Origin of the sequence: Rhodobacter sp. SY28-1 (assembly GCF_005222785.1) — a bacterium.
GTDB lineage: Bacteria > Pseudomonadota > Alphaproteobacteria > Rhodobacterales > Rhodobacteraceae > Tabrizicola.
Map to the genome: position 1 here is coordinate 835,439 of NZ_STGH01000002.1, position 18,609 is coordinate 854,047.

23 protein-coding genes are annotated in these 18,609 nt (G+C 65.5%); 20 read left to right on the top strand and 3 right to left on the bottom strand.

Annotation, left to right across the window (positions count from 1 at the left end; genetic code table 11):
- Both E8M84_RS13170 and E8M84_RS13175 read right to left on the bottom strand, forming a co-directional pair.
- Positions 1-414, bottom strand: a complete 414-nt coding sequence (locus E8M84_RS13170; protein WP_137111625.1) for a hypothetical protein — start codon at positions 412-414, stop codon at positions 1-3.
- Between the two features lie 208 nt (positions 415-622).
- Entirely contained in the window at positions 623-997 is a 375-nt protein-coding gene (locus E8M84_RS13175) for a MerR family DNA-binding transcriptional regulator (RefSeq protein ID WP_137111626.1), read from the bottom strand.
- A 108-nt stretch (positions 998-1,105) separates the two neighbouring features.
- Between E8M84_RS13175 and E8M84_RS13180 the strand changes: the two genes are divergently transcribed.
- From E8M84_RS13180 to E8M84_RS13255, 17 genes are all read left to right on the top strand, one after another.
- Positions 1,106-1,528, top strand: a complete 423-nt coding sequence (locus tag E8M84_RS13180; protein WP_137111627.1) for a PaaI family thioesterase — start codon at positions 1,106-1,108, stop codon at positions 1,526-1,528.
- A complete protein-coding gene (locus E8M84_RS13185) occupies positions 1,525-2,034 on the top strand; it encodes a PaaI family thioesterase (RefSeq protein ID WP_137111628.1) in 510 nt (169 codons plus the stop codon). Before E8M84_RS13180 ends, E8M84_RS13185 begins: the two co-directional genes overlap by 4 nt.
- Positions 2,031-3,341, top strand: coding sequence for an MATE family efflux transporter (locus tag E8M84_RS13190; protein ID WP_137111629.1), 1,311 nt, complete (start codon positions 2,031-2,033; stop codon positions 3,339-3,341). Before E8M84_RS13185 ends, E8M84_RS13190 begins: the two co-directional genes overlap by 4 nt.
- 55 nt (positions 3,342-3,396) lie before the next feature.
- Positions 3,397-3,852 (top strand): universal stress protein, encoded by a 456-nt coding sequence (locus tag E8M84_RS13195; protein WP_137111630.1) that lies wholly within the window; start codon positions 3,397-3,399, stop codon positions 3,850-3,852.
- Positions 3,853-3,986: 134 nt separating this feature from the next.
- Positions 3,987-5,633: a phosphoethanolamine transferase gene (locus E8M84_RS13200; RefSeq protein WP_137111631.1), complete on the top strand. Its 1,647-nt coding sequence runs from the start codon at positions 3,987-3,989 to the stop codon at positions 5,631-5,633.
- A gap of 9 nt (positions 5,634-5,642) precedes the next feature.
- Positions 5,643-6,008, top strand: coding sequence for a diacylglycerol kinase (locus tag E8M84_RS13205; protein ID WP_137111632.1), 366 nt, complete (start codon positions 5,643-5,645; stop codon positions 6,006-6,008).
- Between the two features lie 119 nt (positions 6,009-6,127).
- Positions 6,128-6,298: a hypothetical protein gene (locus E8M84_RS21475; protein ID WP_170971930.1), complete on the top strand. Its 171-nt coding sequence runs from the start codon at positions 6,128-6,130 to the stop codon at positions 6,296-6,298.
- Between the two features lie 76 nt (positions 6,299-6,374).
- Positions 6,375-6,938: a NifU family protein gene (locus E8M84_RS13210; protein ID WP_137111633.1), complete on the top strand. Its 564-nt coding sequence runs from the start codon at positions 6,375-6,377 to the stop codon at positions 6,936-6,938.
- A gap of 7 nt (positions 6,939-6,945) precedes the next feature.
- Entirely contained in the window at positions 6,946-7,566 is a 621-nt protein-coding gene (tsaB, locus tag E8M84_RS13215; RefSeq protein ID WP_137111634.1) for a tRNA (adenosine(37)-N6)-threonylcarbamoyltransferase complex dimerization subunit type 1 TsaB, read from the top strand.
- Positions 7,563-7,994, top strand: coding sequence for a ribosomal protein S18-alanine N-acetyltransferase (gene rimI / locus E8M84_RS13220; protein WP_137111635.1), 432 nt, complete (start codon positions 7,563-7,565; stop codon positions 7,992-7,994). The genes tsaB and rimI overlap by 4 nt, the downstream gene beginning before the upstream one ends.
- A 157-nt stretch (positions 7,995-8,151) precedes the next feature.
- Positions 8,152-9,147, top strand: coding sequence for a BMP family protein (locus tag E8M84_RS13225; protein ID WP_137111636.1), 996 nt, complete (start codon positions 8,152-8,154; stop codon positions 9,145-9,147).
- A 117-nt stretch (positions 9,148-9,264) separates the two neighbouring features.
- The gene (locus E8M84_RS13230) at positions 9,265-10,809 is read left to right on the top strand and encodes an ABC transporter ATP-binding protein (protein WP_137111637.1); all 1,545 of its coding nucleotides are present in this window, start codon (positions 9,265-9,267) and stop codon (positions 10,807-10,809) included.
- Complete coding sequence (locus E8M84_RS13235; RefSeq protein WP_137111638.1) at positions 10,809-11,909, top strand: ABC transporter permease; 1,101 nt, start codon at positions 10,809-10,811, stop codon at positions 11,907-11,909. The genes E8M84_RS13230 and E8M84_RS13235 overlap by 1 nt, the downstream gene beginning before the upstream one ends.
- Positions 11,909-12,877, top strand: a complete 969-nt coding sequence (locus tag E8M84_RS13240) for an ABC transporter permease (RefSeq protein WP_137111639.1) — start codon at positions 11,909-11,911, stop codon at positions 12,875-12,877. Before E8M84_RS13235 ends, E8M84_RS13240 begins: the two co-directional genes overlap by 1 nt.
- A complete protein-coding gene (locus E8M84_RS13245; protein ID WP_137111640.1) occupies positions 12,877-13,680 on the top strand; it encodes a purine-nucleoside phosphorylase in 804 nt (267 codons plus the stop codon). The genes E8M84_RS13240 and E8M84_RS13245 overlap by 1 nt, the downstream gene beginning before the upstream one ends.
- An 82-nt stretch (positions 13,681-13,762) precedes the next feature.
- Positions 13,763-14,686: a sulfite exporter TauE/SafE family protein gene (locus tag E8M84_RS13250; RefSeq protein ID WP_137111641.1), complete on the top strand. Its 924-nt coding sequence runs from the start codon at positions 13,763-13,765 to the stop codon at positions 14,684-14,686.
- A complete protein-coding gene (locus E8M84_RS13255; RefSeq protein ID WP_137111642.1) occupies positions 14,683-15,441 on the top strand; it encodes a TIGR02186 family protein in 759 nt (252 codons plus the stop codon). Before E8M84_RS13250 ends, E8M84_RS13255 begins: the two co-directional genes overlap by 4 nt.
- Before the next feature lie 83 nt (positions 15,442-15,524).
- On the opposite strand, the gene E8M84_RS13260 is transcribed toward E8M84_RS13255, so the two are convergent.
- Positions 15,525-15,779: an accessory factor UbiK family protein gene (locus tag E8M84_RS13260; RefSeq protein ID WP_128513963.1), complete on the bottom strand. Its 255-nt coding sequence runs from the start codon at positions 15,777-15,779 to the stop codon at positions 15,525-15,527.
- Positions 15,780-15,906: 127 nt separating this feature from the next.
- Between E8M84_RS13260 and lgt the strand changes: the two genes are divergently transcribed.
- The 3 genes from lgt to pgeF are packed head-to-tail and all read left to right on the top strand — an operon-like array spanning position 15,907 to position 18,602.
- Positions 15,907-16,776 carry a prolipoprotein diacylglyceryl transferase gene (lgt, locus tag E8M84_RS13265; protein ID WP_137111643.1) on the top strand — a complete coding sequence of 290 codons (870 nt, stop codon included), beginning with the start codon at positions 15,907-15,909 and terminating at the stop codon, positions 16,774-16,776.
- Between the two features lie 12 nt (positions 16,777-16,788).
- Positions 16,789-17,844 (top strand): class I SAM-dependent methyltransferase, encoded by a 1,056-nt coding sequence (locus E8M84_RS13270; protein ID WP_137111644.1) that lies wholly within the window; start codon positions 16,789-16,791, stop codon positions 17,842-17,844.
- Entirely contained in the window at positions 17,844-18,602 is a 759-nt protein-coding gene (pgeF, locus tag E8M84_RS13275; RefSeq protein ID WP_137111645.1) for a peptidoglycan editing factor PgeF, read from the top strand. The genes E8M84_RS13270 and pgeF overlap by 1 nt, the downstream gene beginning before the upstream one ends.
- The last annotated feature ends 7 nt before the right edge of the window (positions 18,603-18,609 follow it).

Genomic DNA, 18,609 nt, shown 5'->3' on the forward strand with positions numbered 1-18,609 from the left:
TTACTGTGGAGGAGAGGCGAGGACGCGCAGGAACAAGTCACGGCGCATGGTCTTAGTCATGTCGGTGTCAACAACGATCGTTCCGGTCGACGGCAATGTTGTGCGCGTGCCGGACCTCGCAATCCAGGTTGGCACAAGTTCAAGTTGGATGTCGGTGGCGCGGATGACGTCAATCTCGAGTCCCGGCGCAGCAGCGGGGACCGAGCCATCCGAGTCCAGAACTAGGTAGCCGGGTTGCGACTTCAGCACGTCGAGAAAATCGGCGCAAATGTCAGCCAGGCGCGACGTATCGACTTGGGTCGAGCTCGTGCAGGAAAAATGAAGCGCGGTTTCGGAAACCGCATCACCGCCGGCAGTCGCTGCTGACATCACCATCACCCCCACAAAGCCGGACCGGCATATCGCACGCCACATGCCAGCACCCTTTCACACCCAGAGAGTCAGACCAATGCCCGCAAACCTTTTCATCGGTTCGGCGGATTTGTGGCAAATTGACGGCAATTGGCAATGTCCAAGCGGGAAAGTAGTCGGTTCCGGCAACAAAACGCCTGCCGTTCTTGAAACTGGGGCGCGTCCAGCAACGATCCAGGCGATTTTCGGCCCTGTCGGGCTTGATCCGGGGTCACAGGCGTTCAAGCTCCTGCACGGCGGTCTCGCGCAGGGCGCGCAGATCGGCGATGGAGCCTTCCAGTTCATCGCGTTGTTTTTCCAGCGCAGCCAGTTGCCGATCGGCCAGCTGTAGCCAGGCTTCAAGCTGCGGGCGTTCGCCCTTTTTCCCGTAGATCAGAAGCCACTGGCGAATCTCTTCCAGCGAAAAGCCAAACCGGCGCCCCCGCAGAATCAGCTTCATGCGTGCCACTTCCCGGGGACCGTAGAACCGGGCACGGCCTTCCTTCTCGGGCGCCAGAAGCTCGATGTATTCGTAATAGCGCAAGGTGCGCGGGGTCACGTCGAACCGGGCGCACATTTCCTTGAAGCTGAGGCGGGTGTCGGTCATCCGCGGTCCTCCCGCACGGAAGCCTAAGGCGCGCCCGGGATTGGTGCAACGGTTTCGGGGGGTTGCCTTCGCCCGGAGGCGGCGGTTTGATGCCGGTCGAGGTATCCCATGCCAGACGCGACCGACGCCGCCCGCAGTTTCATCGCCGCCCTACCGCACAGCCATGCGCTGGGGATGCAGCTGGAAGAAATTGGTGGGGGCGTTGCCACCATCACCATGCCCTATTCGCCTGCGCTGATCGGCGATCCTGAAACCGGGGTGATCCACGGGGGCGCCGTTTCGGCGCTGATGGACACGGCCTGCGGGGCGGCGGTGATGAGCCATCCGCAGGCGGGGTTTTCCACGGCGACGCTGGATTTGCGGATCGACTACATGCGACCCGCGACACCGGGGCAGACGATCCGGACGCGCGCCGAATGTCATCATGTTACCCGCAGCGTGGCCTTTGTCCGGGCAGTTGCGACGGACGAGGACGACAGCCGCCCGGTGGCAATGGCGACCGGTGCCTTCACGGTGGAGCGCAAGGCATGAGAGCTCCCGAGCCGGTCCATGTCATCAAGCAGCGTCGTGAAGGGCTGCTCCGCACGCTGGTCGACGGGGTGCCCTACATCCGCTTTCTGGGGGTGGAATTCGACCGGCGCGGCGATGAGTTGACGGCCGTCCTGCCGTTCAAGGAAAGCCTGATCGGCAATCCGGGCCTCCCTGCGCTGCACGGGGGGGCGACGGCGGCGTTCCTGGAAATCGCGGCGATGATCGAGCTGGCCTGGAGCACGTTGTGGGACGGGGTAGAAACTGAAGGCGCACTGCCCGAGGGGCCGCTGCGCCTGCCGAAGACCATTGATTTCACCGTGGATTACCTGCGGTCGGGCCTGCCGCGCGATGCCTATGCCCGGGCGAGGGTCAACCGGTCGGGACGGCGTTATGCGTCGGTGCATGTCGAGGCCTGGCAGGACAACCGGGCGCGGCTCTTTGCGCAGGCCACGGGGCATTTCCTGATGCCGCCCGTCGAAGCCAAGCCGTCCGGGTCTGCGCGGTGACAGAGCTGACCCATGGCCGGGTCCTGCGGATCGCGGGGCCCATCGTGCTGTCGAACGCGACCGTGCCGCTGCTGGGGGCTGTCGATACGGCGGTGATCGGCCAGCTGGGCGATCCCGCGAGCCTTGGGGCCGTGGGCATCGGCGCGGTGATCCTGGCGACCTTGTACTGGGCGTTCGGGTTCCTGCGGATGTCGACCTCGGGCCTGGCGGCGCAGGCCGAAGGGGCGGGCGACAAGCCGGAGCGGCTGGCGGTTCTATTGCGCGCCTTGATGATTGGCGGGCTGGCGGGGCTGGCGCTGGTCATGGCGCAAGGGGTTCTGTTCGCGGCCGCGTTCCGCCTGGCCCCGGCCAGTGCCGAGGTCGAAGGGTTGGCAGGCCAGTATCTGGCCATCCGCATCTGGGGCGCGCCCGCGACCATCGCGCTTTATGCGCTGACCGGCTGGCTGATCGGGCTGGGCCGGACCCGGGGCGTGCTGGTGCTGCAGCTTTGGCAGAACGGGATCAACATCGCGCTGGACCTGTGGTTCGTCCTTGGGCTTGGTTGGGGCGTTCCGGGGGTGGCCTTTGCGACGCTGATCGCGGAATGGACCGGGGTCATGCTGGCGCTGTGGCTGGCACGCGATGCCTTCGGGCCGGGGCTGCGCGCCGGGATCGACCGGCTGCGCGACCGCGTGGCGCTGCGGCGGATGTTCACGGCAAGCCGGGACATCATGGCGCGGACGATCATCCTGCAGCTGTCCTTTACCAGCTTCGTCTTTCTGGGCGCCCGGTTCGGTGACGTGACGCTGGCCGCGAACCAGGTGCTGATGCAGTTCCTGGAAGTCACCGCCTACGCGCTGGACGGTTTCGCCTTTGCGGCCGAGGCGCTGGTCGGACAGGCGGTAGGCGCCCGGTCCGAGCGGGAGGTCCGCACGGCGGGACGCATCTGCATGCAATGGGGGATCGGCGGGGCGGTGGGGCTCGCGGTGATCTTCGGGCTGACGGGGCCGTGGATCATCGACCTCCTCACAACCTCGCCCGAAGTGCGCGAGGCGGCGCGGGCCTATCTGCCCTGGCTGATCGCCGCGCCCTTGATCGGCATCGCGGCCTGGATCTACGACGGCATCTTCATCGGTGCGATGCTGACCGGCGACATGCTGCGGGCGATGCTGCTATCGGTGCTGGTCTATGTGGTCGCCCTTCTGGTCCTTGTGCCGAGCTTTGGAAACCACGGGCTTTGGGCGGCGCTGATGGTGCTGAACGCGACGCGGACCCTAACGCTGTGGCGGCTGTACCCCAAGGTCCCGGCGCTGGCGACAGTCGGGTAAGGCTTGCCTTCCCCCCGGCCGCCGGGCCATGATCCGGCCGTCAAAGGGGAAAGACATGCGGAAGTTTCTGGTCGTGCTGGACGACAGCCGCGAATGCCTGAACGCGATGCGGTTCGCGGCGCTTCGGGCAGCGCATACCGGGGGTGGGGTGACGATCCTGTCGGTCGTCCCGCCGGAAGAGTTCCAGACCTGGATGGGCGTGGCCGACCTGATGCGGGCCGAAGCGCGCGAGCGGATCGAGGCGCATTTCGAGGTCTTCGCCAAATGGATGCGCGACAAGCAGGGGGTCAACCCCGAGCTGGTGGTGCGCGAGGGTGATCCGGTGAACGAGATCCTGGCCCAGGTGAAGGAGGACCCGGAAATCGGTGTCCTAGTGCTGGGCGCGGGGTCGGACAAGTCCGGGCCGGGACCGCTGGTTACGGCTCTCAGCCGCAACTCGGGCACGCTGCCGATCCCGATCACCATCGTGCCGGGCGACCTGTCGAAGGAGCGGCTGGAAAGCATCACCTGACGTCTGCGCGGGCAGCGGGACATGGCAGCGTCTGGTTCACGGGACCCGGATTAAGCGCCCGCTTACAGCAAGTCCTGTCAGACATCCCTATCCTGTTCGCGGGTCGCACCAGACCCCGTTACCAGGATCCCCGCATGACCATCCCCCTGAAGGCGGCCGCCGATGGCCGCCGACCCGAGCTTTCGCCCTTCGTTCTGAACGCCCTTGTCGCGACCTACCTGCTGGCCCTGTGCAATGCGACGTTCTGGGGGCACCTCTTCCGCATCTTCGAGGGCCGCACCGTGACGGCGCTGGTTTTTGCCGGGGCGGTCTGGGCGCTGATGCTGCTGGTGATCTCGACCCTTGCGGTGCGGCGGGCGCAGAAGCTGGTGCTGGTCGCGCTGCTGATGATCGCAGGGGTCACCTCCTACTATGTCGACGTCCTGGGCGTCGTCGTCGACCGTGACATGATCCAGAACGCGATGACCACGACCTTCGCGGAATCGAAGCATCTGATCACGCTGCACTTCCTGGGCCATGTGCTGGCCTATGGCGCGATTCCCTCGGCCCTGGTGCTGTGGGTACGGATCCGGCGGGCCCCGGCCCTGCGCGCGGCAGGGGGCGCCGGGCTGGCTGTGGCCGTGACGGCAGCGATGATGGTCGGCCTTCTGTTCACCAACCTGAAGGCCTATTCCACAGTTCTGCGGGCGGACAAGGAGCTGATGGGGGCGGTCCAGCCGCTGGCGCCGATGGCCGGGGCGCTGCGCTATGCCAAGATGATGTTCAAGTCGACGCAGATCGTCCTTCAGCCGACGGGCCGCGACGCGCAGACGGGTGCGACGCTTGCCACGGTCGACAAGCCGGTGCTGATGGTGATCGTCGCGGGCGAGACCGGGCGGGCGCAGAACTGGTCGCTGGGCGGCTATGCGCGGGACACCAATGCCGAGCTGAAGAAGCGTGACATCGTCTATTACCCCGATGCCACCAGCTGCGGGACGGCGACGGCGACCTCGCTGCCGTGCATGTTCTCGCCCCTGACCAAGGATGCCTATTCCTACGAGGGCGGGCTGTCGAACGAGAACCTGCTGGATGTGCTGATGCACGCGGGGTTCGAGGTCGAATGGTGGGACAACAATACCGGCGACAAAAGCGTCGGCGACCGGCTGCCGGTGCGCCCGCACGTCATGACCGCCGAAGATGGGGCAGAGTTCTGCTTCCCCGAATGTATCGACGGCGTCTTCCTGAAGCGGCTGCAGGAAAAGGCCGACACGATCACGAAGAACACCGTCATCGTCCTGCACCAGATCGGCAGTCATGGGCCAAGCTACTGGCTGCGCTATCCGGCCGACCGCGAGCTGTTCAAGCCTGCCTGCAAGACGCCTGAACTGACCGAATGTTCGACCGAAGAGATCGTCAACGCCTATGACAACACCATCGCCTATACGGACTATTTTCTGGCGCAGGTGATCGACCTTCTGGATGCGTCCGACCGGGTGGTCCCGGCGCTGTACTATGTCTCGGACCACGGCGAGTCCCTGGGCGAAGGCGGGCTGTATCTGCACGGGACGCCCTATTTCATGGCGCCGGAGCATCAGACGCATGTCCCGATGGTGCTCTGGATGTCGGGGCGGTTCCGTGACAGTCTGCGGATCGACCCGGATTGCCTGAAGGACAAGGCGGCAGACCCGGTCAGCCATGACAACATGTTCTCGACGGTGCTGGGGATGGTGGATGTGACGACCGAAGCGCGCGATCCGGCGCTGGACCTGGCTGGGACCTGCCGTCAGGCCTTGGCGGGCTGAGGGGTGAGCGTGCAGGAAAAGCCGCCGCGGAAATCGGGCCTCGCGCATTTCTTCGCGGCGGCCGGCTATTCTCTGGGCGGCTTGCAGCGTCTGTCGCGCGAAAGCGCCTTCCGGCAGGAAGTCGCGCTGGTTGCCGGGCTGCTGGTGCTGCTGGTGGTCTTCGGTGCCACGGTGCCAGAGATGCTGGGGCTTCTGGCGCTTGGTCTGGCGCTGATCGCGGTCGAGGCGTTGAACACCGCGCTGGAAGTGCTGGTCGATCACCTGTCGCCCGGCTGGTCGCAATTCGCCAAGGAGGCGAAGGACCTCGGATCATTGGCGGTGGCCTGCACGATCGGGGTTCTGCTGATTTATGCAGGCATCGTGCTGATCTGGTAGGCAGTCGCCTGCGTTGACGTGACGGAATTGCCGCATTGCAGCGAAAGCCGTTGGCGCAGCGGGCCGGGGCGCTTATCTTTGCGGTCATGGGAGGAGCCTGCAAATGAAAGGCTCATGCGATGTCCGTCCTTCCTTTCCGGCGCAAGGTCGCCGTGTCCGTCCCGGGTCCGCTTGACCCTTACTATCAGGAAGATCCCCGCCCCACCCCCGCGCCGGTTCTGCGCAGGCTGACCGAGATCGAGCAGATGTATGCCTACTGGGGCTCGGACCTGGGCAACGGGCAGGAGTGAAACTTAGAACGGTTCCAGACTTGACCTTGGGAGCGGCAAGGCGCATATCCGACAGGAACAGTCGGAGACCGGAAACATGTTCATCCAGACCGAATCCACGCCGAACCCCGCGACGCTGAAGTTCCTGCCCGGCCAAACCGTGCTGGAGTTGGGCACCGCCGATTTCCCCAGCGCCGAAGCGGCTGCGAAATCGCCGCTGGCCAAGCGCATCTTTGCGGCGGGCGGCGTCACGGGCGTGTTCTTCGGCACCGACTTCGTCACAGTGACCAAGGCCGACGACGTGGACTGGGCCCATATCAAGCCGCAGATCCTGGGCGCGATCATGGAGCATTACCAGTCCGGCCAGCCCGTGATCGAGGGCGAAGGCGCGACCGGTGGCGGCCATGCCGAGCACACGGGCGAGGATGGTGACGTCGTGCGGCAGATCAAGGAGCTGCTGGATACCCGGGTCCGTCCGGCGGTGGCGCAGGATGGCGGCGACATCACCTTCCATGGCTTTGACCGGGGCGTCGTTTACCTGCACATGCAGGGCGCTTGCGCGGGCTGCCCGTCTTCGACCCTGACGCTGAAGATGGGGATCGAGAACCTCTTGCGGCACTACATCCCGGAAGTGCTGGAAGTCCGTCCGGTCGCCGCCTGAGCCTGAGGTGCTTTTGCCGATCCTGGCCTTCGACACATCGGCCGCGCATTGCGCGGCCGCTTTGCTTTTGCCCGCCCCGTCTGACTCCGACCGTGTCATCAACCGGCTGGAGCCGATGGAGAAGGGCCAGGCCGAACGGCTGATCCCGCTGCTGGAGGAGTTGCTGGCCGAGGGCGGGATCGGGTGGTCAGACCTGAAGGCGATTGCCGTTGGCACCGGGCCGGGAAACTTCACCGGCGTCCGCATCTCGGTCGCGGCGGCGCGGGGGCTGGCGCTGGGGCTTGGCATCCCGGCAGTCGGCGTCACGCGGCTGGAAGCGCTGGCCTATGGCCTGCCGCGCCCGGTGGTCGTGGCAGAGGACGCAAAGCGCGGGCAGGTCTATGTCCAGATGTTCACCGCGGAAGGACCCGGTCCTGCGCATCTGGCTGACCGGGTGGTGCCCGCCTGCGCCGCCACCGGCTCGGCGGCGGGCGAAAACGCCCTGCCGTCGGCGATGCCGCTGGTCGAAGCCATCGCCAGGATCGGTGCCGAGCGTGTCTTGACCCCGCAGCCCCGACCCGCGCCCTTCTACCTGCGCGGCGCCGATGCTGCGCCGCCGTCCGACCCGCCGCCGGTGATTCTGCCGTGACGCCGGAAACGCTTGCCGCCCTTCACGCGCTGTCCTTTCGCACGCCTGCGCCGTGGAGTGCCGCGGATTTCAGCAGCTTCCTTGCCGATCCGCTGTGCTTCCTTCTGATCGAAGGGGACGCTGGCTTTCTGCTGGGCCGCGCGGTGGCAGGCGAGGCCGAGCTTCTGACCCTTGCCGTCTCTCCCGATGCCCGACGCCGGGGCCTTGGGCGCAAGCTGGTCGCGCGGTTCCTGTATCAGGCCCGGCTTCGGGGCGCCGAACAGGCGTTTCTTGAGGTTTCCGCCGAAAACGCACCGGCCATCGCCCTGTACGAATCAACCGGATTTGCGCCGTCAGGACGCAGGAAGGGCTACTACCAGACACCCGACGGGGCCAGGGTTGACGCCCTTGTGATGCAGCGCCAACTGGCGGTCGCGGCAGCGCGGTAAGGTTATTTGACCAAAAGGTCAATTTTCTGCCGATGCGAAAATAATCCTGCTTGACCCCCATGCGGGGTTCCCCACTAATCAGCGTCAGGAACCGCGCGCGACCGGGATGACCGGCGGACAGGGCGGCATACAGTGTTTATCAACCGGGAGACTACCCATGAGCCTTATGAAATCCCTTGCCGGGGCCACCTGCGCATTCGCACTGTTCGCAGGCGTCGCTGCGGCGGAACCGGCGATCATCTTCGACCTTGGCGGCAAGTTCGACAAATCCTTCAACGAAGCCGCTTTCAACGGTGCGACCAAGTGGGCGACCGAGACGGGTGGCACGTTCAAGGAACTGGAAATGCAGGACGAAGCCCAGCGCGAACAGGCGCTGCGTCGTTTGGCTGAAGCGGGCGCAAACCCCGTCGTCATGACCGGCTTTGCCTTCGGCGACGTGCTGAACAAGGTCGCCCCGGACTTCCCCAACACCAAGTTCGCGATCATCGACATGGTTGTCGAACAGCCGAACGTGAAGTCGGTCGTCTTCAACGAGCATGAAGGGTCCTACCTTGTCGGCATGATGGCGGGCCTCGCCACCAAGACCGGCACTGTCGGCTTCATCGGCGGTATGGACATTCCGCTGATCCGCAAGTTCGGCTGCGGCTATGCCCAGGGCGTGCTGGCGGCGAAGCCCGACGCCAAGGTCGTGCTGAACATGACCGGGACGACTCCGGCGGCCTGGAACGACCCGGTCAAGGGTGCGGAACTGGCCAAGGGCCAGAAGGCCCAGGGCGCAGACGTGATCTACGCGGCGGCTGGCGGCACCGGCGTCGGCGTCCTGCAGGCAGCGGCCGACGAAGGCATCCTGTCGATCGGCGTCGACTCGAACCAGAACTACATGCATCCGGGCTCGGTCCTGACCTCGATGCTGAAGCGCGTCGACAACGCCGTCTACGAAGCCTTCAAGGAAGGCGAGGCGCTGACCCCCGGCATCAACGTCATGGGTCTGGCGAACGATGGCGTCGGCTACGCGATGGACGAGAACAACGCCTCGCTCGTCACCCCGGAAATGCAGGCCGCTGTCGATGCAGCCGCCGAGAAGATCAAGTCGGGCGAGCTGGTCGTGCACGACTACATGTCGGACAACACCTGCCCGGCCGCCACGTTCTGATCGGCTGGCAGCCTGAGACGAATGATGCCGCGCCAGTCCCTTGGCGCGGCATCTTAGCAAGGGGCGGACGCATGAAGCCGCGCGACAAGTGGCAGGGTCCGGCGACAGGGGGTAGACATGGCTGATGCGGCCTACGCCATCGAGCTGAAGGGCATTTCCAAGGCCTTCGGCCCGGTCCAGGCGAACAAGGACATCAACATTGCGGTGCCAAAGGGCACGATCCACGGGATCATCGGCGAAAACGGCGCGGGGAAGTCGACGCTGATGTCGATCCTGTATGGCTTCTATAAGGCCGACGCGGGCCAGATCTTCGTCAACGGCCAGCTGACCCCGATCCCCGACAGCCAGAGCGCCATCCGCGCCGGCATCGGGATGGTCTTCCAGCATTTCAAGCTGGTGCAGAATTTCTCGGTGCTGGAAAACATCATCCTCGGCGCCGAAGAAGGCCAGATGCTCAACACCTCGCTGTCGAAGGCGCGGAAAGAGTTGGAGCGGCTGGCGCGGGACTATGAACTGGACGTCGATCCCGACGCTCTGATCGAGGACCTGTCGGTCGGCCACCAGCAACGGGTGGAGATCCTGAAGGCGCTGTACAGGCAGGCCGATATCCTGATCCTGGATGAACCCACGGGGGTTCTGACCCCGGACGAGGCCGACCACCTGTTCCGCATCCTGAAGGGGCTGAAGGACCAGGGGAAAACGGTGATCCTCATCACCCACAAGCTGCGCGAGATCATGGAGGCGACGGACAACGTCAGCGTCATGCGGCGTGGGACGATGGTTGCCACGGTCAAGACCGCCGAGACCAGCCCCGAGCAACTGGCCGAGCTGATGGTGGGCCGCAAGGTCCTGCTGGAAGTCGAGAAGGGGCCTGCGAAACCAGGGGAGGTCGTGCTGGCCGTCAAGGACCTGCGCGTCCGCGACGAGCACAAGGTCGAACGGCTGAAGGGCGTCAGCTTCGAAATCCGGGCGGGTGAAATTCTGGGCATCGCCGGAGTGGCGGGGAACGGTCAGTCCGAGCTTCTGGCGGCTTTGGGCGGGATGCAGGCCGCGACCGGGACCGCGACGCTGAAGGGGGCGGTGCTGCCCCTGTCGGGCGCGGGGTCCGACGGACAAAGCCGCCGCCGCGCGGGCATCGCCCATGTGCCCGAGGACCGGCACCACTATGGCCTGATCCTGGACTTCACCGCCTGGGAGAACGTGGCCTTCGGCTATTTCAACGACCCGGACTACCAGAAGAACGCGCTTTTCATGGACAACGACGCGATCCGCGCCGACACCGAGAAGAAGATGGCGAAGTTCGACGTCCGCCCGCCGATTGCGACGCTGCCTGCCAAGTCCTTCTCGGGCGGGAACCAGCAGAAGATCGTCGTCGCGCGCGAGATGGAACAGAACCCGACGCTTCTCCTCATCGGCCAGCCGACGCGCGGCGTCGACATCGGCGCGATCGAGTTCATCCACAACCAGATCATCGCCTTGCGCGACGCGGGGGCCGCGATCCTGCTGGTCAGCGTCGAGTTGGACGAGATCATGAGCCTGTCGGACCGCATCGCCGTGATGTTCGACGGCAAGCTGATGGGCTTCCGCGACCCGGAGAAGACCAACGAACGCGAGCTGGGCCTGTTGATGGCCGGTGTCACCGGCAAAGGGGAGGCCGCCTGATGGACCGTTTGCCACGCTGGGCCGATGTCGCCCTGGTTCCCTTCGTCTCGCTGACCCTGGCCGCGATCATCTCGGCGCTGGTCATCATCGCCATCGGGCAGGACCCGTGGGAGGCGATCACGGTGATGGTCGAAGGCTCGGTGATGAATGCCTATGGCTGGGGCTATACGCTGTATTACGCCACAAGCTTCATCTTCACCGGGCTGGCGGTGACGGTCGCCTTCCACGCGGGCCTCTTCAATATCGGCGGCGAGGGGCAGGCGCAGTTGGGCGGGCTTGGCGTCGCGATGGCGCTGCTGTTCATCCCATGGCCGCACTGGACGATTGCGCTGGTCGCTGCGGCCTGCGGGGCGGCGCTGTTCGGCGCGGCCTGGGCGGCGATCCCGGCCTATCTGCAGGCGAAACGCGGCAGCCATATCGTCATCACCACGATCATGTTCAACTACATCGCCGCCAGCCTGATGATCTTCATGCTGGTCGATGTGCTGCGCCCGCCGGGCAAGATGGACCCGACCACGGCGAATTTCCCCGAGGCGGCGCATCTGCCGAGCCTGAACGAAATCCCCGGCCTGAACCTGATCTTCACCAGTGGCGTGCCCGCGAACGTCACCTTCTTCATCGCGCTGGCGATGGCGGTGGTGGTCTGGCTGCTGCTGTGGCGCACCCGGCTTGGCTACCAGATCCGCGCCTTCGGGAAGTCGGAGCCTGCCGCGCGCTACGCCGGGATCAACCCGACGCGGATCATCATGGTGGCCATGCTGATCTCGGGCGGCCTTGCGGGCCTGATGGCGATCAACAACGTGATGGGCGAGGCAGAGCGGCTTCTGGGCAACTCGGCATCTGGTGCGGGCTTCATCGGCATCGCCGTCGCGCTGATGGGTCGGAACCACCCGGTGGGCGTGGTGCTGGCGGCACTTCTGTTCGGGTTCCTGTTCCAGGGCGGGGCAGAGCTTGGCCTCTGGACCAAGATCCCGATTGAACTGCGGACCGTGGTGCAGGGTCTGGTGATCCTGTTCACCGGGGCGCTGGATGTGATGGTGCGGATGCTTCTGGTGCGCATCTTCGCGCTCTTCCGTGGTCGCAAGCTGGAGGCCGCGTGATGGATTACGCAACCCTTCTGCAGATCCTCGACTCGACGCTGCGGCTGGCGACGCCCCTGCTGCTGGCCTGCCTTGCGGGGCTCTATTCCGAACGCTCCGGCGTCTTCGACATCGGGCTGGAAGGCAAGATGCTGACCGCCGCCATGTGCGCGGGCGCGGTGGCCTTCTACACCGGATCGGCATGGATCGGGGCGCTGGCGGGCATCGCCGGGTCGCTGGTCTTTGCCGCGATCCACGGTGTCACCTCGATCACCTTCCGCGGCAACCAGCTGATCGCCGGGGTGGCGTTGAACTTCCTTGCCTCTGGTCTGACGGTGTTGACGGCGCAGGCGCTGTTCGGCCAGGGCGGGCGCACCCCGCCGCTGACGGGGGCGGCTCGGTTTGGCGAGTTGACCCTGCCCTTCGCCGACGCGCTGCGCCCCGTGCCGATCATCGGCCCGCTGTATGCCGACGTGATCTCGGGCCATTCCATCCTGGTCTACCTGGCCTTCGCCATCGTCGCGCTGACCTGGTGGATTCTTTACCGCACCCGCTATGGCCTGCGGTTGCGCGCGGTGGGCGAGAACCCGGCTGCGGTGGATACGGCGGGGGTCAGCGTCAAGGGGCTTCGGTTTTCGGCGGTGATGATTACCGGGGTCCTCTGCGGACTGGCCGGGGCCTACATGGCGACGGCGCTGCAGGCGGGCTTTGGCAAGGAGATGACGGCGGGGCGCGGCTATATCGCGCTGGCGGCGCTGATCTTCGCCAAATGGCGGCCGGTGCAGGCGATGTATGCCTGCCTCCTCTTCGGCTTCTTCCAGGCGCTGGCGCTGCGGCCGGACGTGGTCGAGTCGGTGGTGCAGTTCAAGGTTCCTGTCCCCTTCCTCGATGCCCTGCCCTACATCCTGACCGTGATCGTGCTGGCAGGCTTTATCGGCAAAGCCATCCCGCCCCGCGCGGGGGGCGAGCCCTACGTCAAGGAACGCTGATGTCCGACGCCGAAACGCTTGCCGCCCTGATCTGTGCCCGGGCTGGTTCCGAACCGGTTGCTGTTGGCCTGATCCTTGGCTCTGGCCTTGGACATCTGGCCCATGCTGTGGACGGTGTGGCGATCCCCTATGGGGATCTGCCGGGCTTTCCGCATATCGGCGTCTCGGGCCACAACCCGAACCTTCATGTGGGGATGCTGGAGGGCGTCCGCGTCGCGGTATTTGGCGCGCGCGAGCATTACTATGAGAGCGGCAATCCTCGCGCGATGCTGCTGCCCCTGCAGGTCCTGAAGGCGCTGGGGGCCGATAGCCTGATCCTGACCAATGCGGCAGGCTCCATGCGCCCCGACATCCCTCCGGGCAATGTGATGCTGTTGTCGGATCACATCAACTACTCGGGCCTGAACCCGCTGATCGGCGAAAAGACCGACGCGCGCTTTGTGCCGATGACCGATGCCCATGACCCAACCTTGCGCTCCGCTCTCAAGGCAGCGGCCACGGCGGAAGGGATCGACCTACCGGAGGGCGTCTACTGCTGGTACTCCGGCCCGTCCTTCGAGACCCCGGCGGAAATCCGGATGCTGAAGCTTCTGGGAGGGGATGCAGTGGGCATGTCCACCGTGCCCGAAGTTATCCTGGCCCGCTTCCTGGGGCTGAAGGTTGCCGCCATCTCGACCATCACCAACATGGCGGCCGGCATGTCGGACGAGAAGATCAGCCACGAACACACCAAGGCAATGGCGCCCCTGGGTGCGGCAAAACTGGAACGGATTCTCCGGGAATACCTGCGCGGGCGGAAGTAAGCGAATCGGGATTTGACTTCGCCGTCAAAGCCGCGCAACCCTTTGAACATCCCGCCGCTTTGCCCCTGATTGGGCCGCTTCCATGCAGCTTTACCTCCCCATCGCCGAGGTTTCGGTCAATGCCTTCCTCATCCTGGGCTTAGGCGGGATTGTGGGGTTCCTGTCGGGCATGTTCGGGGTCGGCGGCGGGTTCCTGATAACCCCGCTTCTCTTCTTCATCGGTGTCCCCCCTGCTGTTGCCGTGGCGACCGGTGCGAACCAGGTCGTCGCCTCGTCGATCTCGGGCGTGCTGGCGCAGCTCAAGCGCAAGGGCGTGGACTTCACCATGGGCACCGTGTTGCTGGTGGGCGGTGTGATCGGCTCGGCCATTGGCGTCTGGGTCTTTGCCCTGATGACCCGGCTGGGGCAGATCGACCTGTTCGTCCAGCTGTCATATGTGCTGTTCCTGGGCCTGATCGGCGCGTTGATGTTTCAGGAAAGCCTGCGGAGCCTGTTGAAATCGCGCAAGGCAGGCGGCGCACCTGTCCGGCGGGCGCATGTCCACAGCTGGGTCCACGGGTTGCCCTTCAAGATGAAGTTCCGCGCCAGCGGGCTTTACATCAGCGTGATCCCGCCCGCGCTGATCGGTGTGGCGGTGGGTTTCCTGTCCGCGATCATGGGCGTGGGCGGCGGGTTCATCCTTGTGCCCGCGATGATCTACCTGTTGGGGATGCCGACCAAGGTCGTGATCGGGACCTCGCTGTTCCAGATCATCTTCGTGACCAGCTTCACCACGGTGATGCACGCGGTGAACAGCCAGACTGTCGACATGATGCTGGCGCTCCTGCTGATCCTGGGGGGCGTTATCGGCGCGCAGATCGGCACGCGGGTTGGCGTCCGCCTCAAGGCGGAACAGCTGCGCATCCTGCTATCTCTGCTGGTGCTGACAGTGTCGATCCGCATTGCCGTCGACCTGCTGGTGACCCCGGACGAGCTCTACTCGGTTGCGCCGGGGGTGCTGCCATGATCCGCTGGATGCTGATCCTTCTGGCCCTAGCCCTGCCTGCCGCCGGGCAAGAGCAGATCGTCGCGGGGATGAGCCAGAATCGTGTCTCGATCACGGCCGATTTCGACGGGTCAGAGATCCTGATCTACGGGGCCGTGAAGCGGGATGCCCCGCCGCCCGAAGGGGGACCACTGGAAGTCATCGTGACGGTGGAAGGTCCCGCAACGCCGGTCGCTGTCCGTCGCAAGGGGCGTGTGGCCGGGATCTGGGTCAACAATGCCTCGGTCCTTGTCGACAGCGCGCCGAGTTTCTATGCGGTCGCGACCACCGGGCCGTTGAACCACATCCTGTCGGACACCGACAACCTGCGCTACGGCATCACGATCGAGCGGGTGATCCGCGCGATCGGCATTTCGGGCGAGGCCGACAAGGCGGGCGAGTTCATCCTGGCGCTCTTGCGGGTGCGCACGAACGAGGGGCGCTACCGGATTCTGGAGGGCAAGGTCGAGCTGACGGAAGACACGCTGTTTCGCAGCGACGTCGTGCTGCCCGCGAACCTGACCGAGGGCGAATACAAGGTGCGGCTGTTCCTGCTGCGCGACAAGCGGGTGATCGCCAGCCAGGAAAGGGTGATCGGGGTGCGCAAGGAGGGGCTGGAGCGGTTCATCTTCAACCTCGCGCAAGAGCAGCCGCTGATCTACGGGCTGCTGTCGCTGGTCTTGGCGGCCCTGGCCGGCTGGGGCGCCTCGGCGGCATTCCGGCTGATCCGGGTCTGACGAACGCCTCCTCGTTCGATTGCGTCTTCTCGTCGGTCGCGCCAGCGAGAAGGGACGACGTCACCGACGAGCCTTCCACCGGATCACTTCTTCTTCGCCAGCGCGGCCTCAAGCGCCGCAATCCGGGCTTCGAGCGCGGCGTTCTCTTCCCGCGCCTTCTGCGCCATCGCGCGGGCGGCGTCGAACTCCTCGCGAGTCACGAAATCGCGGTCGGCCATCCAGCGGTCGATCCAGCTTTTCATCGCCGTCTCGGCCTCGGTCTTGGCGCCCTGGGCCACGCCCATCGCATTGGTCATGAGCTGGCTCATGTCGTCGAAGAACTTGTTGCGGGTCTGCATGGGCCACCTCCTGCTGCTGCGTCCTATATGGCCCCGCCCCGCCAGCAGGGCAAGGCGGTGCGTTGTCGCCGCCGGTTGACATCACCCGCCCCCGCCGCGACAAGCGGGGAAACTGCCGAGGACCCGCATGATCCCCTTCCCGGACATTTCGCCGAACCTGTTCGAAGTCGAACTGTTCGGCTTTACCCTCGCGCTGCGCTGGTATGCGCTGGCCTATATCGTCGGCATCCTTTTCGGCTGGTGGATCGTGCTGCGGGCGATCCGCACCCCGCGGCTTTGGGCCGGGTTCCCCCCGATGACCGCCGAGCAGGTGGAACGGCTGCTGACCTGGATCATCGTCGGGGTGATCCTGGGGGGGCGGCTGGGCTATGTCCTGTTCTACGACCTGCCCACCTATCTGGCCGATCCGTTGCAGATCGTCCGGGTCTGGGAAGGCGGCATGTCCTTCCACGGCGGGTTTGTGGGCGTGGTCGTCGCGGCCATCTGGTTCTGCCGCCGCGAAGGGATCACCATGCTCTCGATGGGCGATCTTCTGGCCGTGGCGACCCCCGTGGGACTGATGCTGGGCCGACTGGCGAACTTCATCAATGCCGAGCTTTGGGGCCGCCCGACCGACTTGCCCTGGGGCGTGATCTTCCCCGGCACGGCGGCGCAGACCTGTCCGCAACTGGTGGGCCTTTGCGCCCGGCACCCGAGCCAACTCTACCAGGCTGCTCTGGAGGGGCTCTTGCTGGCGCTGGTCCTGTTCTGGCTCGCCTTCCGCAGGGGCTGGTTCAAGCGTCCCGGCGCGCTGATGGGGGTGTTCCTTGTGGGCTACGGCCTTGCGCGGTTTCTGGTCGAGTTCGTGCGCCAGCCGGATGCGCAGTTTGTCAGCGAAGGCAACCCGGTGGGTCTTGCCCTGCACTGGGGTGGCTGGGGGCTGACCATGGGGCAACTTCTTTCGCTGCCGATGATTGCCCTTGGCCTCTGGTTCGCGTTTCGCGCCCGGGCGCAGTAAGGGCGGGGCCGGATGACGCCCCTCGCCCGCCTGCTGATCGAACGCATTCGCGAGACCGGGCCGATCTCTGTGGCCGACTACATGGCGGAATGTCTGCTACACCCCGTCCACGGCTACTACACGACGCGCGACCCCTTCGGCGCGGGCGGGGATTTCACCACCGCCCCCGAAATCAGCCAGATGTTCGGGGAGTTGATCGGGCTGACGCTGGCTCAGGCCTGGCTTGATCGAGGGTCCCCAAGCCCGTTCACGCTGGCCGAGCTTGGTCCCGGTCGTGGCACGCTGATGGCCGATATCCTGCGGGCCACAAAGGGCGTGCCGGGCTTTAACCAGGCTGCTCAGGTGGTCCTGGTCGAGGCGTCGCCGGTCTTGCGCCGGAAGCAGCACGACACGATCAGCCGAGGCCATGATCTGGGCCTGCGCTGGATCGAGGCCGCAGGCGATCTGCCCGAACAACCGCTGTTTCTGATCGCCAACGAGTTTTTCGATGCCTTGCCGATTCACCAGTACCAGTTCGTGAAGGGCGGCTGGCACGAACGCCTTATCGGTGTGCAGGATGGGGCGCTGGCCTTCGGGTTGGCAGAGGGCGAGACGCTTCCCGGCACGCTGGCCATGCAGCAACGCGAAGACGGCATGGTGATCGAGGAAAATCGCATCGGCCGTTTCGTGATGCGGCAGGTCCATCACCGGTTGCATCATCACGGCGGCCTTGCGCTGGTCATCGACTACGGCGACTGGCGGTCGCGCGGGGACACGCTGCAAGCTTTGCGGAGACACGCCTTCGACGACCCGCTTGCGCATCCCGGCGAGGCTGACCTGACCGCTCATGTGGATTTCGAGGCACTCGCGGAACGCGAGACACCTTTCTACTCTACGCAGGGCGCCTTCCTTACCCAGCTTGGCATCGACGCGCGGGCCGAAAGGCTGGCGCGGAACCTGACCGGCGCTGCGCTGGAAAGCCACTGGGCCGCGCATCGGCGCTTGACCCACCCGGAAGAAATGGGTTCGTTGTTCAAGGTGCTGGCAGTCAGCTCTGCCGGTGCCCCGCCGCCTCCCGGATTCATCTGATGCCATCGACGCTGGAAATCATCACCTCGGACGCGCTGCAGGCCCGGCATGGCTTTTTCACGCGCAAGGGCGGGGCGTCCTCGGGCATCTTTGCCGGATTGAACTGCGGCACCGGATCTTCGGATCAGACCGAGATCGTCGCGATCAACCGCACCCGCGTGGCCCAGGCCATGGGCGTGGGTCCCGAAGCGCTGGTCACGGCGCACCAGGTCCATTCCGCGCGGACGCTGCCGGTCACCGGTCCCTTGTCGATCCGGCCCGAGGCCGACGCGCTGGTAACGGCGACACCGGGCCTTCTGCTGGCCGTCCTGACCGCGGATTGCCAACCCGTGCTGTTCGCCGACACGGAGGCCGGGGTGATCGGTGCGGCCCATGCCGGCTGGCGCGGCGCGGTCGATGGCGTGCTGGAGGCTACCATCGAGGCGATGGAGGGCCTGGGCGCCAAGCGGTCGCGGATCGTGGCGGTGATCGGGCCGACGATCAGCCAGGCCGCCTATGAGGTGGGGCCCGAATTCCTTGACCGCTTCCGCGCAGAGGACGAAGCAAGCACCCGGTTCTTCGCCAACGGCCAGGGTGACCGGCTGCTGTTCGACCTGCCCGGCTATGGCCTGCACCGGCTGCGCCAGGCCGGGGTAGGCCACGCCGAATGGACCGGCCACTGCACCTACCGCGATCCAGACCGGTTCTATTCGTTCCGTCGCACAACCCATGCGGGAGAAGCGGACTACGGCAGGTTGATTTCGACAATACGACTTTGATGTGGCG